The organism is Rickettsia endosymbiont of Polydrusus tereticollis, assembly GCF_964026385.1.
Lineage (GTDB): Bacteria > Pseudomonadota > Alphaproteobacteria > Rickettsiales > Rickettsiaceae > Rickettsia.
The window spans coordinates 1,998,943-2,013,601 of sequence record NZ_OZ032142.1 but is presented as its reverse complement, the minus strand read 5'-3'; the positions used below and the strand labels follow the sequence as shown (position 1 = coordinate 2,013,601).

Here is a 14,659-nt window from a genome sequence, read left to right as displayed (position 1 = left end):
GAGACAATATTAACAGAAAGGAAATACAGTATGACAAAAACAAAAATGTATTCTAGTGAATTTAAAGAATCAGCAGTTAAATTGGCAACTGAATCGAAGCGACCTGTTATTCAGACTGCAAAAGAATTAGGTATCAGTAAGAATACTTTATATAGTTGGATAGATAAATATTCTAAACAATTTGAAGAATCAATAACAAGAACAGATGAACATCTGTATGATGAATTAAAAAGATTAAAGAAAGAGCTGGTGATAGTAACACAGGAGCGTGATATACTAAAAAAGGCTGCAGCGTACTTTGCAAAAGAGTCCCTGTAAGGTATGTATGGATAAAGAAGCATCAAGATGATTTCTCAATTGCAATTATGTGCAAATGTATGAAGGTATCACGTAGCGGTTATTATGAGTGGTTAAATAACCCTGGATGCAATAGGGATAAAGAAAATAGAGAATTAACCTGTAAGGTTAGAGCTATTTTTCAGGAAGGTAGACGAAATTATGGATCTAGACCCATTAAAAAGGCTTTGTTGAGGCAAGGCATAATTGTTAGTCGTAGGAGAATTACAAGACTAATGAATGAAGCTGGCTTAGTATGTAAAACTAAGTATAAATTTAAAGCAACTACTGATTCTAAGCATAATAAGCAAGTTGCTCCTAATTTATTGGATAGACAGTTTAAAGTTTCTAATGTTAATTGTTATTGGGTTGGTGATATCACCTATATCCCAACTGGAGAAGGATGGTTATATTTAGCAACAGTTATTGATCTATTTTCTAGAAAAGTAATAGGCTGGTCAATGAATAGTAATATGAAAGCTGATTTAGTTAATAATGCTTTGCTAATGGCAATATGGCAACGTAAACCACCTAAAAAGCTTATTTGGCATACTGATAGAGGTAGCCAATATTGTTCTGATAGTCATTTAAAACTTATAAAACAACATGGTATTATACAGAGTATGAGTCGTAAAGGAAATTGCTGGGATAATGCTGTTGCTGAAAGCTTTTTTCATACTATAAAAACAGAATTAATTTATCAACATAAATTTAAAACTAGGGAGGAAGCAAAACATGCTATATTTGAATATATAGAGGTATTTTATAATCGTATAAGAATGCATTCTGCTAACGATTATCTATCACCAGTACAATACGAAAAAATACAAAAATGTGCGTAAAAAACTGTCCGGAAAACTGTTGACAGATCACTTTATGAAGGACACCGAGCAGTTATAGATTGCCTTGCAGGGTTACACTTACTATCACAGTATCTACCCGTTTCTAAAGAATTAGTATTGAAACAATTACTCATGAATTGTCATAAAACAAGATTTAAAGTTTGGGCTAAAAATGCACCCTATGAAACTAAGGATTTATTAAAGTCTAGAGGATATCGTTGGTCTACCCATCCACAGGAAAATTATAAAGCATGGATGGTTGAAATTATTGAGAATAATATGGAATCAGAACTAAATTTTTTACAATCTTGTATTTATCATAAAAATTACGCTATCCCTATACAAACTATTTTGCCATATAATAGATTTACTTAATGATATTCAAATATTAGACCTATTTTGAAACTGGAATTTAAGATCAAAATATGATATAAAGAGAACGTTCATAGAACCATACGCATCAAGTTAAGAAAAGCAAGTAGGTTATACTGGTATTACGGTAGTAAATTATGAATTAAAAAGAAGCTAATATATGGTATAAATTTTTGCAAGATTAACAACTAAATTGTGAGAATTTGTACTATGGGGAAAATAGTAAACTTAGCAAAACTATGCCAAGAGTTTTTTGGAGAGACAGCCAATAATTTATCCATTACAACAGGATTTATTAAGAGACAACGAAAAATAACTGGTTCAGCTTTTCTAAAAGCTATAGTGTTTGGTAATATGAGCGATAGTAATTGTAGTCTTGATGGAATGCGTAACTTTTTAAGTGAAGAAACTATAGATATTTCTGCCCAAGGCTTAGACTTTAGGTTTACTGAGGTAGCAGTAAAATTTATGCAGTCAATGTATGAACAATGCTTGAAATTATTTAGAAATACTATGCCGCTTGATTGCAACATTTTGCAGCAATTTAATAGCGTTAAATTATTGGATAGTAGCCATATTATTCTACCTGCCAATATGGCGGATATGTATAAGGGTTGCGGTGCTTGCTATAAGGGGCGTAGTAGTACAGTGCAATCTTCTCTTAAATTACAGGTAGTATTTGATTATTTAAATCAATCGTTAGATAAAGTCGATATAACAGAAGGTATAAGGGCTGATCAAGGATATAGAGAACATTTATCAAACATATCTACTAAGGACTTATTAATATCTGATTTAGGTTATTTTGTCCCAGCTTCATTTATTCAAATTATCGAACTTGGTGCATATTTTATTAGTCGTTATAAAGCAGATACTAATATATATGACCCTATCACTGAGGAAAAAATTGATTTATTAAACTTATTAGATAATAAATTCTTTTTATCAAAAGATGTACTTTTAGGTAAACAAGCAAAAGTTAAGCTACGGATTATATGTCATAAATTGACTGATGAACAGGCTATTGGTAGAAGAAGGAAGGCTAATTTATTAGCTAAGTCTCATAAATATAAATCTTCTTCAAGAAACCAGAGATTACTAGATTGGTCAATATTTATCACTAATATATCAGAGGATATGGTTAATGCTGAGCATATAATGATAATTTATCGAGCAAGATGGCAAATTGAATTATTATTTAAATTATATAAAAGTCATGCAAAAATTGAGAATCTTAAAGGGAGAAGTAAACCTGCAAGAGTTTTGTGTGAATTATATGGTAAATTATGTAGTGTGCTTATTTTTCATGGATTATCGAATTGTGTAGAATTAGCAAATGATAGAGAAATTAGTTTAACCAAAGCATTTATTGAACTACAGAAAAGGTCAAGAGAATTATTCCTGTCTATTACTGGACGTCTTAATGATTTAGAGCAGTTCCTTAAGAAATTAATTATAGATTGGGGGAAATTTTCTTTGAAAGATAAATATCGTAAAACCAGATTATCTTCCTTAAATACACTAAAATTATTAACAATTATGGCTTAACTTGATGCGTATGGTTATATAAACTGTGCGTGTAGTCATTTTTTATACTCCTTAAATAATTTATTTACTTATAACAAAAGTAGTAATAGGATAAACTTGTAACTTAAAAAATGTAAACTTTTAATTATGTATATTAATACTTTAACTGTTTCGTCTAAAGATCAAATATTACTCTCATCATCACACGATCTTAGCGGCTCTCTTGCAGATTATAATAAAAATACCAACCTTTCCTTGCAAGAAATTAGAAAACAGGTTTGGCAAGAAAATACTTTACGCTTTAGCACTAGAGAAGCTATAGGAGCAAAGAATAACCTTTAAAACAAAAGAATATACAAAAGTAAGAACTGGATACCGTGTACAAGCCACGGTATGACAAACTCTTCAAATTCATCGAGTATACTCCTCAAATAACTTAACTAATTTATCATTTATCAAATAACTAATATGTCCTCCTTCTACTTCTAGTAGTGTAGAATCTTTTAAAGATTGATGCAAAGATAAAATAGATGATTTCGGTACTATTTGATCGTTACTTGCAGCTACTATATATACAGGCTGATTAATTACCCTCGGATCAATTACTATATTGTTAATTTCCCACCTAAGATTTGCAAACATATTATCGTCTAATATATTCCGGATGATTTGATAATAAGTAGCTTTCGGCAAATTGTTACCCGACATTAACCAATTTTCTATTCTAAATACTAAATCTTGCTCTTTACTAGAGGTTAAAGAAAAAAATTTACCTAATTTAACATTAAAGTGATTAGGAAATAAAAGAAAAAATAAAATTTGTATATGTATTTTAGGAATAATCGGTAAATTGTCTATATAATAATCTAAGGTGAAATAGTGATGAGCTTGGCGTATATAAAAAAAATGCGAAAAATCCCACGGCGTGGTAAGCAGAGTTAAGGTATTTATACTATTTGGAACTAGCACGTTTGCAGCTATTGCAAGATTGCCGCCGATACAGTGACCTACTAAATTAATAGAGTTAATACTTCTCTTTTCTAACTTATTTATAACCTTGATTACTTGTCGTACATAATCATCTAGTGAATATTTAGGATTTGTAGCTTCCAGCCAATCAATTAAAAAAACCTCACCGCATTCTCTTAAATTATCAATAAAATTTTTATCACGACTTAAAAAAAGAATTTCGGGAGAGTTAAAAATGGAAGGAATAACTAAAAATACTCTTGTGTCATTCCCGCGAAAGCGGGAATCCATCCTTAATTTGTCATGCTGACTTTGTTTTAATGGATTTCCCTCGTTGCTAGATTGATCTCGAGAGTGCGGAGATGACTTAAAAGAATAATACAGCAATCTATAATATCTAGTGCGAATTATTTTTTTGCCAAGCTCTAAATATTTGCTACCTAAATTGTAAGCTTTTGAATAACTATTATACCGGTCAAAATATTCTTGAAATTTATCGTTATCTAGCATTTTTTTAAATTCTTAATTTAAATTAGTAATTCTTGACAAAAAGCCTAATATGTTATATAAGTTTGGCACTTTTAAAACTATAGTCAAGTGATTTGAACTCGCTTCTTGTATGCAAATTCAACTTACTTGACTATTAACATGCAAAGTTAAGTATAAATATATTTAAATTAAGTTGATTTGATGTTATTTCCATGAGGCAGGAATATACTAAAATTTCGTCATTGCGAGGAGGTACGTAGTGCCGACGTGGCAATCTAGAAAAAATTAGCAGAGAATGCTATGAAAATTGTTATTTTCTAGATTGCCACGCTCCTTTCAGTCGCTCGCAATGACGATTCTGAATCCACACAGCAATGCTTTAGTTAGGAACGACATCGAGTTAAAACCTTGAAGTGCTTAAGTTTTTTTTTTGTCCCTAGGGCTTTATAATGCTAAGTACCTCGTCTTCATTTAGAAATAATTCCTTTAAAAGTAAATTTAGGGCTATGTTTTGGCCCGTGCATAACCATGAGCTAGGGAAATTTATCCCTATGAGTGCTTTAATGTTTTGCATTTTATTCAATCAAAATATCCTTCGAATTCTTAAAGATAGTATATTAATTTCTGAAATTAGTGCAGAAGTAGCAAGCTTTGCTAAAGTTTATTGCGTTACTCCCGCTGCTGCTATATTTGTTATTGCTTATGCTAAAATGGTTAATCATTTTACATTTGAAAAGATTTTTTACTATCTAAGTTTATTTTTTATCGGATTTTTTGTTGTTTTTGCTTTTATAATTTATCCGAATATTCATTTTTTTCATGCAAATCCCGATAATCTAACTCGCATGATGGAAGCACACCCTCATTTTAAATGGTATATAGCTTTAATAGGTAACTGGGCATATATAGTATATTATAGTCTTGCCGAGCTTTGGCCAAATATTTTTTACGTATTATTATTTTGGCAATTCGCTAATGAATTAACTACTACCGAAGAAGCAAAAAGATTCTACACGCTTTTTTCTTTATTTGGCAATTCTTCTTTGATATTGGTTGGCTTTCTGATGATGAATTTATCATCCGAGCAAACCATTATTAAATATTTTATTGATGTTTCGGACAATAAAATCACCCTTGTGCAAATATCGACTATTCTCGTAACCGTTGCGGCTATTGCTTCTTGCTTATTGGTAAGATTCATTACTAAAAATATATTTACTAACCCGACATTTTACGCCAAAGCCAAAAGCGGTAGGTCAACAAAAGACAGAATGGGATTAATAAAAAGTTTCAAATATATCGCAAAGTCAAGATATCTTTGGTTACTACTAATATGTTCGGCAGCTTTTGGGTTATCGATGAATTTAGTAGAAGCAGTCTGGAAAGCAAAAATTAAAGAGCTCTACCCGACAGTAAATACTTTTGCCGAATTTAATAGTCTGTACATACTTTGGACAGGGGTTGCTATTATGGTCATGACAATTATCGGTAATAATATCATGCGTACATATAACTGGTTTGCCGCAGCCGTGATTTCGCCGGTTATAATAATGATTACCGGCATATTATTTTTTATGTTGATAGTATTTGATCGACAAATATTATCGCTTTTTGAAGGAGCAATTTTAATGACTCCTCTTGCTCTTGCCGTGTCCATCGGTGCAATACAAAATATTCTAGCCAAAGGCACTAAATACTCAATTTGGGATGCCTCAAGGGAGATGTTGTATATCCCCCTTGATAAAGAGTTAAAAACCAAAGGGAAGGCTGCCGTCGACGTAATAAGTTCTAAAGTCGGGAAATCTTCAAGCGGGCTGGTACAATCAATTATCTTTACTATAATACCGACGGCAACTTTTAGCTCAATCTCCCCAATCTTAATGGTAATATTTACCTTTGTTTGTTTAGCGTGGATTTATGCGGTAAAGAAAATATATGTTGAATATCAAAAAATAGCTTAAATTTTCCGCTCCTTAATGTCTTTATACTCCCGCAAAACATGACCGGTATAAAGTTGACGGGGGCGGCTGATTTTTTGCTCCGGGTCTTCATGCATTTCTTTCCACTGTGCCATCCAGCCGACAGTTCTAGCTATGGCAAAAAGTACGGTAAACATTTGTGAGGGAATACCCATAGCCTGATAAATAATACCCGAATAAAAATCAACATTCGGATATAATTTATGTTCAATAAAATATTGATCTTTAAGAGCGATGCTTTCAAGCTCTATGGCAATTTGTAGCAACGGGTTATTTTTCAACTGCCCTAGCTCATTTAACACCTCTTTACAAGTTTCTTTAAGAACTGCCGCCCGTGGATCGTAATTTTTATATACTCGGTGACCGAAGCCCATTAGCCTAAACGGGTCGTTTTTATCTTTAGCTTTAGCAATAAATTTTGGAATATTTTCGGGCGTGCCGATCTCTTTCAGCATATTTATGACCGCTTCATTAGCCCCGCCATGTGCAGGTCCCCATAAAGAAGCAATACCCGTGCTGATGCAGGCAAAAGGGTTAGCACCTGACGAACCGGCTAGCCGCACTGTTGAAGTAGAAGCATTTTGCTCATGGTCGGCATGCAGAATAAATATTTTATTAAGAGCGTTTTTTATTATCGGATTTACCTGATATTTTTCACATGGCGTTGCAAACATCATATATAAAAAATTTTCGGTAAAATCTAAATTATAATTAGGATAGATAAACGGTTGCCCAATCGAATATTTATAAGACATTGCGGCAATTGTCGGTATTTTGGCAATCATTCTAATAGCGGTTAGTTCATAATCGGCGTTTTTAACATTTAATAAATCGGGATAAAAAGCTGAAAGCGAACCGACTGCCGCAAGCATAATAGCCATCGGGTGAGCGGAACTGCAAAATGTCGGGAATAAATTCCTTAGCCGCTCATTAAGCAACGAATGGTGAGTAATTTTTTTAGTGAAATTGTTATATTGCTCTTTATTGGGTAATTCTCCGTTAATTAATAAATAAGCTACTTCTAAAAACTCACTTTGTTCAGCTAAAGTTTTGATATCATAACCACGATGCCGGAGTATGCCAAGATCGCCGTCTATATAAGTTATAGTAGACTGACAAGAAGCAGTCGACATAAATCCCGGGTCGTAAGTAAAATAACCGGTTTCGGAGTAAATTTTACTAACGTCAATAACATCTTCTCCGATACTGGCTTTTTTTATGGGTAACTTAAATATTTTATCTTTGATTTTTAATTCGACAAATTCTATATAGTTATTATTTTCGTTAGTCATATGCATACACCTTGTATTTTTACATACTAAAAGTATAATCTGACTTTAAGAAAATTAGGAGAAATAAATTATAATTTCGATAAAAAAAATTTAAATAGTTAAACCTGAATTAGTTTTTAATTTTTCTACTATTTAGTTATTATTTAATAAATAAGTTAATTAATTATAGGTTTAAGATGCTAGAAATAATAGATTTTTTAGAAAATAGAGAGTATTACGTAGAAGCTGAAAAATTAAGACAAGGAGAAACTTCTCTTGATTTTTTTGCTAGATATATAGGAGATGAAGAGGTAGGAGAAATTGCTGAATTGCTGAAAATAAATACTACCATTACTTCTTTCAGTATAATGCATACTAGTGGAGGCACAGAACTCGCAGAATCTTTAAAAACAAACAAAACTCTTACTACTTTTAGAATTATGAGGAGCGAGATGGGAGATGAGGGAGCAAAGGAATTTGCTCATGCACTAAAAATTAATAACACTCTTACTTCTCTTGATTTGCACAATAATAACATGAGTACATTCAACATATTTGCCGATGTACTAAAAATTAATAATTCCCTTACCCACTTTATCATATCAAGCATCAACCCAAAATGTGAAGGGCTGGGAGAGTTTGCTGATGCACTAAAAATTAATAATTCCCTTACCTACTTTTGTTTTTCGGGTTGCGGACAAATGAAGGAAACAGACAGACTTGCTGCTGCACTAAAAATTAATAAAACTCTTACCTCTCTTGTTCTTTTGCATGTTGTAATAGAAGATGTAGAAGTAGAAAACCTTGCTAACTGCTTACAACTCAACAAAACGCTTACCTGTTTTAACTTTTCAAGTCGGAATATAAGTAACATAGGAGTAAAAAAGCTTGTCGATGCTTTAAAAAATAATTATACCTTAACTCACTTTGTTGTTAAAAATAATGGGAGAGATGATGAGGGTATATTAGACGAAATAGAAGAAAGAATTAATCATAATAAAAGCTTAGTACAGAAATTAAGTTTATCAATAAGTGACTATTTTAATAATAAAACTGAAGACAACGCTTTTAAAGTTTTAGCATGTACTAAATTTTATCAAAAAGCTGATAAGGAATTATTGAAAGAATATTTAACTAAGCAAAATATTATTGATGTCAAGTCTACGCTAAATGAAGTAAATAACCTTATCACAGAAAAAGCCTTCACTGTTTTAAGCATATGTAAAAATATACAAACAGCTAATTTCAAAGCGGCAGTCGGTAAAACACATATTTCAGATTTACCCAATGAAGTAATGAAACATATCGGTTCTTATCTAATTCACAATCTTTGGGAGAAAAATGTTGAGGTTATCGGTAATATAGTAGAAGAAATAAATTAAGTCTAAGCATTAAGTTTTGCATTAATATACTCCTTAATCTTCAGTAAATCATACCATGAGGTGCGTTTTTGCATAGGTTGCCGTAGTAAGTAAGCAGGGTGGAACATAGCCGTAGTTTGGATAGGTGTAGTTAAATATTTATTAGTGTAAAAATAATATTCCTGCCTAATTTTAGTAATACCGGCATTTTTCCCGAGCAAACTAGTTGCGGCAGTACTACCGACTAAAATAATTAATTTGGGGTTAATTAGTGCAATATGTTTCTCGACAAAGGGTCTGCAAATATCGACTTCATCAAGAGTCGGCTGACGATTAGCGGGCGGACGCCAGAACACCGTATTAGTAATATAAGCATTATCTTTTCGTGAAATTCCGATAGCCGACAACATATTATCAAGCAAATTCCCACTTTCACCGCAGAAAGGTATACCTTTCAAATCTTCATTACTTCCGGGTGCTTCACCTATCAACATAATAGCAGCTTTAGGGTTGCCGTCACCAAATACCGTGTTATTAGCCAGCTTCTTTAACTCGCAGCCGTCAAAATTTAGTAGAGATTCTTTTAACTCTGCTATATTATTAGCTTTATCGGCAAGCGACCTTGCTAAAGTAATATTTGTAGTTTCTTGAGAAAAGTTTGACGTATTAACAACTACCACGCTTTTTTTCATAGGTTCAACTTTAGAATTTTCTAGTTCCGTTTGCTTTATTACTTTATTTATTTCTATTTCTTTTATTGACTCTGAGCAATAATATTCTATACCGATTGCTTGCAACCATTTAAGGTGGTCGGTTTTTTGTATTAAATAATCCATTTTATGTTTTAATCTATAATTGCTATTATGATAAAATACCACATACCGCCCGAGCTAAACGGCTTTAGACTTGACAAAGCCTTATCTACACTTCTTAATCAAGTTTCGAGGAGTCAAATTCAAAAAGCTATTAAGGCTTCTTGCGTACAAGTTAATGAAGTAATTATTTCCGATTCTAACGTTCCGGTCAAGGAGAATGATGTTATATTATTTGCCTTTAAAGAACCGGAGCCGGTAACGATGAAAGCCGCTAATCTCAAGCTTGATATAGTTTATGAGGATGAGGATTTAATCGTAATCAACAAAGAAGCCGGTATGACGGTGCACCCTGGAGCCGGTCATTATCAAGATACGCTTGTTAATGCTTTATTATATCATTGCAAGATTTTATCCGATATCGGCTCGCCTGAAAGACCGGGCATAGTTCATCGTTTAGATAAAGACACTTCCGGCTTAATGGTAGTTGCTAAAAATAATTTTGTTCATATGACGCTTGCAAACCACATAGAGAAACGGCAAGTAGTACGGAAATATAAAGCATTAGTCTGGGGTGTAATTAACCCGTTAGAGGGAATAATTAAAAATAATATCGGTCGTAGTCGCATAGATCGGCAAAAAATGACTATATTAAAATATGGCGGCAAAGAGGCTATCACTCATTATAAAACAATAGAGCTATTTTTTCATGGCTCTATCAGCATGGTTGAGTGTAAACTTAACACAGGCAGAACTCATCAGATTAGAGTGCAGCTAAGCCACTTAAAACATTCGGTGGTCGGTGATCAATTATACGGCAATAACGATAGAAAAGTAAATTATAGCCCGCCGGAATTAAAGGCAAAATTAATTAATTTTAAACGCCAAGCTTTGCATTCGTGGTATTTAAGCTTTACTCACCCCGTGAGCGGTCAATTTATGGAATTTTCTAGCGACTTACCGCAAGATATGAAAAATATAATCAATTGTAATTGATTTTGTTCTCAAGATAGTATAGACTAGTTTAATAAACTGGTGTATTAAGAGGTTATATATGCGAACTGTAGGAATGTTTAAAACAAAAACCCATCTTCCGGAATTAATAAAAGACGTTGCAGCAGGCGAAGAGCTTTGCATAACTAATAGAGGAAAAGAAGTAGCTTTTATAATTCCTGTTAGTAAATATTATCAAAATAAGTTTTCTAACGTATTTCAAGAGCTTGCAGAGCTTAAAAAACGTGTCCCATTAGGTGATATAGATACTATTTTAGAAATGAAAAATTTAGGTAGAAAATGAATCTAGTGGTAGATTGCTCTTTTATTATGTCCTCTATTTTACCTGATGAACTTTTGATAAAGAGCAAAAATATTTATGACAAAATCATCGAAAATACATACACAGTATATGTTCCTGCTATATTTTATTTAGAATGTAATAATGTTCTTATCAATTCTTTAAAAAGACGAAGGATAGACAAAAATGGTTACGATGATTATATAAAATTACTAAGTTTATTACCTATTAATGTCGATAAATTTTGTTCTACCTCGGAGGCTTTATATATTATAGCTAAACTAGCTACCGAACATAGCCTAACTTCCTATGATGCTTGCTACCTTGAGCTGGCACTGCGACTAGAAGCAAATATTGTAACATTAGATAAAAACCTAACTGCAAGCTGTTTGCAAACAGGTATTAAGTCAATAATTTAACGTTTTATCTTTCATGCCATTCTCCATACAACAATGTCTTAATGAAGCAACCGATAAATTAAAGAAAATCGGCATTAACTCGCCCGAACTAGAAGCAAGAATTTTGCTGCAATATGCTATAGGCAAGCCGCTTGAATATCTACTTACGCACGGCGAAGAAATATTAACGGAATCTACGTTATCTATTTTTGAAGATTTTATAAATAGGCGTCTAAAATTCGAGCCGATAGCCTATATTAACGGCGTTAAAGAATTTTATAGCCATGAATTTATCGTTAATAAGCATGTATTAATCCCACGTGCGGATACGGAGTTATTAGTTGATGTTGTAGTGCATAATAGTTTTCAATGTCATTCCCGCGAAAGCGGGAATCCAGAAAAAACATTAAAAAAGTATCTGGATTCCGTGGTCAAGCCACGGAATGACAAACTCTTCAGCATTCTAGAACTCGGTACGGGTAGCGGTTGTATTGCTATCACCTTATTACTTAAACTTCCAAACAGTGCGGCAATTGCAACGGATATAAGCCTTGATGCCCTAGACATTGCTAAAAATAATGCTCTAAAACACAAAATAGATGACCGAATAAAAATAATTCATAGCGACTGGTTTGAAAATATAAAGGAAGAGAAATTTGACTTTATTGTTAGCAATCCGCCTTATATTTCACAAGCAGAAATCGCCGATATGGCAGTTGAGACAATCAAGCATGAACCGCACCTTGCACTATTTGCCGATCAAGAAGGATTACAAGCTTATTATGCAATCGCTCGAGAATCTAAAAGATTTTTAAAGCCGAGCGGTAAGTTAATAATAGAAATCGGCTATCTTCAAGCGGAGAGGGTAAGCAAAATTTTTAATGATTACGGTTATATTATCGATCATATTTATAAGGATTTACAAGGTCACACACGAGTAGCTGTCATATCTCATGCCGCTTTAAATCGCTCATATGCGAGACGCATCGGTAAAAGCCTGTCATCCTTACAACAAAATTTACTAAAAAATGAATTACCGAATTATCTATTTTCTCCGGAAAAAATAAAATCCGAAAAAACGTAAGATATTCCTGGAAATAGGCTTTGGTATGGGGGAGCATTTTATCCATCAGGCTAAAACTAATCCGGAGACGCTTTTTATCGGCGTGGAAGTATATTTAAACGGCGTAGCAAATGTTTTAAAACTAGCTCAAGAGCAGAATGTAACAAATTTTTTACTCTGGTCGAATAATTTAGATTTTATATTATACGAATTACCTAATAAAATATTAGATGGAATCTATATTTTATTTCCCGATCCATGGTCGAAAAATAAACAAAAAAAGAAACGTATTTTGAATCAGGAGCGGCTAAATATTTTACAAAGTAAATTAAAAACTAACGGCAGCTTTATATTTGCTTCCGATATTGAGGATTATTTTAATGAAACACTTAAGCTAATTCAGCAAAATCCTAATTTTCAAATTGTAAATAATAATGATTATTATCAACCTCACGATAATTATATAATTACCAAATATCACCAAAAAGCTATTAATGAAGGTAGAGCCGCAAAATTTATAAGAGCTATAGTCAAATGATCTTCTTTGCTGTGTGCAAGGCGTTATTGCATGGCTCGAATGGTATTGTTGCATAGCTCAAATTCTTGATGTCATTCCCGCGAAAGCAGGAATCCAGAGAATATTTAAGCGAATTATATAGTAAATTTTTATATAATTTTGCTTATTTTAAGTGTCTTTTCTGGATTCCCGCCTTTAGCTAGAATGACATCAGGCACTTTTTTAGAGCCATACAATAACGTCTATATGCAATGAGGCTGATTTGATTATAATTTAAACGGCATCAATATTAATTATCGTTATCCTTATAAATCTGTTCTACTACCCCGTCAAGCCCCATTAAAAAAGTATAGACTTTTAAATTTGGAAATTTTTCGTTAATTATTTCTCTTGCCTTATTTAAAATTTCTGCATGTGCTACTGTTTCTTTTTCAGGGGTTTCAAGATATTCTTCACCGATAAGAAGCTTATAAGCTCCGCATTCACGGTGATCAAGAAAAATAATTTGTTTAATATTATGTAATTTTTGTAAAATCTCAATAACATCTTCAATTGTTTTACCCCAATAAGGATATTGATTATTGACTAAAGCAAGGGAAGAACCCGGAAGCGATACTTCATCATAGTCATCTAGCAAATTTAATTTGTTCATAAAATCAACAGTTTCATCCCTCAACCGAAAGTCAACACAAGAAATAAGCAGAGTAGAAGCTTTATTAAGCACCTTAAGATGCTCATTACTTACTTTTACTTTTAAAACTTTTTTGCCGGCAAGAGTACCTTTATTATTGGCATAAAGATTGAAATTAGATAACATAATTAATCCTAAAATTATATATTTTACAGCATAACCTCCATTTAAAAATATTTACTACACGCCTTAAAATAAGAATAACCGGTTATAATTGTTAAAAAAGCAGCAACCCATAAAATTATTTCTCCTAATAAGTCTAAGTAAGCAATACCGGAGCCTTTTGAGCCCAGTATTAATATCGACAAAGCAAACATCTGCAAAAATGTTTTCACCTTAGCAAGCCTTGATACCGGAACGCTTACTTTAACTAAGGCTAAAAATTCCCGTAAACCGCTAACTAAAAATTCCCTAGCTAAAATTAGTAAGCAAGGTATTTCCCCTACCATATCTTTTTTTAATAACATTATAATAACGCAGCCGACTAATATTTTGTCTGCTACCGGATCGAACATCCTACCGAAATTTGAAACTAAATTAAATTTCCTTGCTATATATCCGTCGAAAAAATCGGTAATACTGGCTAAAATAAATAATACTGCCCCAAGCCTATGAGCAAAGGGATGCTCTAGATAAAAAGTCATTACAATAACCGGAATGACGGTAATTCTAGCTATCGTCAGATAATTCGGTAAATTTTTATCAATTTTCATCAATTAATAATTTTTATTTTTCATA

At 32.6% G+C, this 14,659-nt stretch carries 14 protein-coding genes and 1 pseudogene; 10 read left to right on the top strand and 5 right to left on the bottom strand.

Going from position 1 to position 14,659, the window contains the following annotated elements:
* Positions 1 to 30: 30 nt before the first annotated feature.
* From AAGD48_RS09760 to AAGD48_RS09745, 4 genes are all read left to right on the top strand, one after another.
* Positions 31 to 1,178 (top strand): IS3 family transposase gene (locus tag AAGD48_RS09760; protein WP_410526015.1). Its coding sequence is split into 2 segments (ribosomal slippage): positions 31 to 277 and positions 277 to 1,178, totalling 1,149 coding nucleotides; the frame shifts between segments, so codons are not numbered across the junction.
* Positions 1,179 to 1,295: 117 nt separating this feature from the next.
* Positions 1,296 to 1,553, top strand: a complete 258-nt coding sequence (locus AAGD48_RS09755) for a hypothetical protein (protein ID WP_341789861.1) — start codon at positions 1,296 to 1,298, stop codon at positions 1,551 to 1,553.
* A gap of 207 nt (positions 1,554 to 1,760) precedes the next feature.
* Positions 1,761 to 3,098, top strand: a complete 1,338-nt coding sequence (locus tag AAGD48_RS09750; RefSeq protein WP_341790700.1) for an IS4 family transposase — start codon at positions 1,761 to 1,763, stop codon at positions 3,096 to 3,098.
* Between the two features lie 126 nt (positions 3,099 to 3,224).
* Positions 3,225 to 3,419: a hypothetical protein gene (locus AAGD48_RS09745; RefSeq protein WP_341789860.1), complete on the top strand. Its 195-nt coding sequence runs from the start codon at positions 3,225 to 3,227 to the stop codon at positions 3,417 to 3,419.
* Between the two features lie 69 nt (positions 3,420 to 3,488).
* Here the strand turns inward: AAGD48_RS09745 and AAGD48_RS09740 are convergent, their stop codons facing one another.
* Entirely contained in the window at positions 3,489 to 4,556 is a 1,068-nt protein-coding gene (locus tag AAGD48_RS09740; RefSeq protein ID WP_341789859.1) for an alpha/beta fold hydrolase, read from the bottom strand.
* 428 nt (positions 4,557 to 4,984) lie between these two features.
* Here AAGD48_RS09740 and tlc5 point away from each other — a divergent pair, with 428 nt between their 5' ends.
* Positions 4,985 to 6,496, top strand: a complete 1,512-nt coding sequence (gene tlc5, locus AAGD48_RS09735; protein WP_341789858.1) for a GTP/GDP exchange transporter Tlc5 — start codon at positions 4,985 to 4,987, stop codon at positions 6,494 to 6,496.
* On the opposite strand, the gene AAGD48_RS09730 is transcribed toward tlc5, so the two are convergent.
* The gene (locus AAGD48_RS09730) at positions 6,493 to 7,806 is read right to left on the bottom strand and encodes a citrate synthase (RefSeq protein ID WP_341789857.1); all 1,314 of its coding nucleotides are present in this window, start codon (positions 7,804 to 7,806) and stop codon (positions 6,493 to 6,495) included. The genes tlc5 and AAGD48_RS09730 overlap by 4 nt on opposite strands.
* Positions 7,807 to 7,982: 176 nt before the next feature.
* On the opposite strand from AAGD48_RS09730, the gene AAGD48_RS09725 reads away from it, so the two are divergent.
* The gene (locus AAGD48_RS09725; RefSeq protein WP_341789856.1) at positions 7,983 to 9,167 is read left to right on the top strand and encodes a hypothetical protein; all 1,185 of its coding nucleotides are present in this window, start codon (positions 7,983 to 7,985) and stop codon (positions 9,165 to 9,167) included.
* A gap of 2 nt (positions 9,168 to 9,169) precedes the next feature.
* On the opposite strand, the gene AAGD48_RS09720 is transcribed toward AAGD48_RS09725, so the two are convergent.
* On the bottom strand, positions 9,170 to 9,982 hold the full coding sequence (locus tag AAGD48_RS09720; RefSeq protein WP_341789855.1) for a uracil-DNA glycosylase family protein: 813 nt from the start codon (positions 9,980 to 9,982) through the stop codon (positions 9,170 to 9,172).
* A gap of 27 nt (positions 9,983 to 10,009) precedes the next feature.
* Here AAGD48_RS09720 and AAGD48_RS09715 point away from each other — a divergent pair, with 27 nt between their 5' ends.
* The 4 genes and pseudogenes from AAGD48_RS09715 (at position 10,010) to trmB (ending at position 13,251) form a co-directional block, all read left to right on the top strand.
* Complete coding sequence (locus tag AAGD48_RS09715) at positions 10,010 to 10,954, top strand: RluA family pseudouridine synthase (RefSeq protein ID WP_341789854.1); 945 nt, start codon at positions 10,010 to 10,012, stop codon at positions 10,952 to 10,954.
* Between the two features lie 73 nt (positions 10,955 to 11,027).
* Entirely contained in the window at positions 11,028 to 11,255 is a 228-nt protein-coding gene (locus AAGD48_RS09710) for a type II toxin-antitoxin system prevent-host-death family antitoxin (RefSeq protein WP_341789853.1), read from the top strand.
* Complete coding sequence (locus AAGD48_RS09705; protein ID WP_341789852.1) at positions 11,252 to 11,671, top strand: type II toxin-antitoxin system VapC family toxin; 420 nt, start codon at positions 11,252 to 11,254, stop codon at positions 11,669 to 11,671. The genes AAGD48_RS09710 and AAGD48_RS09705 overlap by 4 nt, the downstream gene beginning before the upstream one ends.
* Before the next feature lie 13 nt (positions 11,672 to 11,684).
* Positions 11,685 to 13,251 (top strand): annotated as a pseudogene (trmB, locus tag AAGD48_RS09700) (bifunctional peptide chain release factor N(5)-glutamine methyltransferase PrmC/tRNA (guanosine(46)-N7)-methyltransferase TrmB).
* 268 nt (positions 13,252 to 13,519) lie between these two features.
* On the opposite strand, the gene AAGD48_RS09695 reads toward trmB, so the two are convergent.
* The gene (locus tag AAGD48_RS09695) at positions 13,520 to 14,047 is read right to left on the bottom strand and encodes a carbonic anhydrase (protein ID WP_341789851.1); all 528 of its coding nucleotides are present in this window, start codon (positions 14,045 to 14,047) and stop codon (positions 13,520 to 13,522) included.
* 41 nt (positions 14,048 to 14,088) lie between these two features.
* Positions 14,089 to 14,634: a CDP-diacylglycerol--glycerol-3-phosphate 3-phosphatidyltransferase gene (pgsA, locus tag AAGD48_RS09690; protein WP_341789850.1), complete on the bottom strand. Its 546-nt coding sequence runs from the start codon at positions 14,632 to 14,634 to the stop codon at positions 14,089 to 14,091.
* Positions 14,635 to 14,659: the final 25 nt, after the last annotated feature.

Bases quoted from the DNA above. Each gene is read 5' to 3' on its own strand.
- AAGD48_RS09740 (WP_341789859.1), bottom strand. From the start codon at position 4,556: ATGCTAGATAACGATAAATTTCAAGAATATTTTGACCGGTATAATAGT.
- AAGD48_RS09695 (WP_341789851.1), bottom strand. From the start codon at position 14,047: ATGTTATCTAATTTCAATCTTTATGCCAATAATAAAGGTACTCTTGCC.
- AAGD48_RS09730 (WP_341789857.1), bottom strand. From the start codon at position 7,806: ATGACTAACGAAAATAATAACTATATAGAATTTGTCGAATTAAAAATC.
- AAGD48_RS09705 (WP_341789852.1), top strand. From the start codon at position 11,252: ATGAATCTAGTGGTAGATTGCTCTTTTATTATGTCCTCTATTTTACCT.
- tlc5 (WP_341789858.1), top strand. From the start codon at position 4,985: ATGCTAAGTACCTCGTCTTCATTTAGAAATAATTCCTTTAAAAGTAAA.
- AAGD48_RS09725 (WP_341789856.1), top strand. From the start codon at position 7,983: ATGCTAGAAATAATAGATTTTTTAGAAAATAGAGAGTATTACGTAGAA.
- AAGD48_RS09710 (WP_341789853.1), top strand. From the start codon at position 11,028: ATGTTTAAAACAAAAACCCATCTTCCGGAATTAATAAAAGACGTTGCA.
- AAGD48_RS09750 (WP_341790700.1), top strand. From the start codon at position 1,761: ATGGGGAAAATAGTAAACTTAGCAAAACTATGCCAAGAGTTTTTTGGA.
- AAGD48_RS09720 (WP_341789855.1), bottom strand. From the start codon at position 9,982: ATGGATTATTTAATACAAAAAACCGACCACCTTAAATGGTTGCAAGCA.
- AAGD48_RS09745 (WP_341789860.1), top strand. From the start codon at position 3,225: ATGTATATTAATACTTTAACTGTTTCGTCTAAAGATCAAATATTACTC.
- AAGD48_RS09715 (WP_341789854.1), top strand. From the start codon at position 10,010: ATGATAAAATACCACATACCGCCCGAGCTAAACGGCTTTAGACTTGAC.
- pgsA (WP_341789850.1), bottom strand. From the start codon at position 14,634: ATGAAAATTGATAAAAATTTACCGAATTATCTGACGATAGCTAGAATT.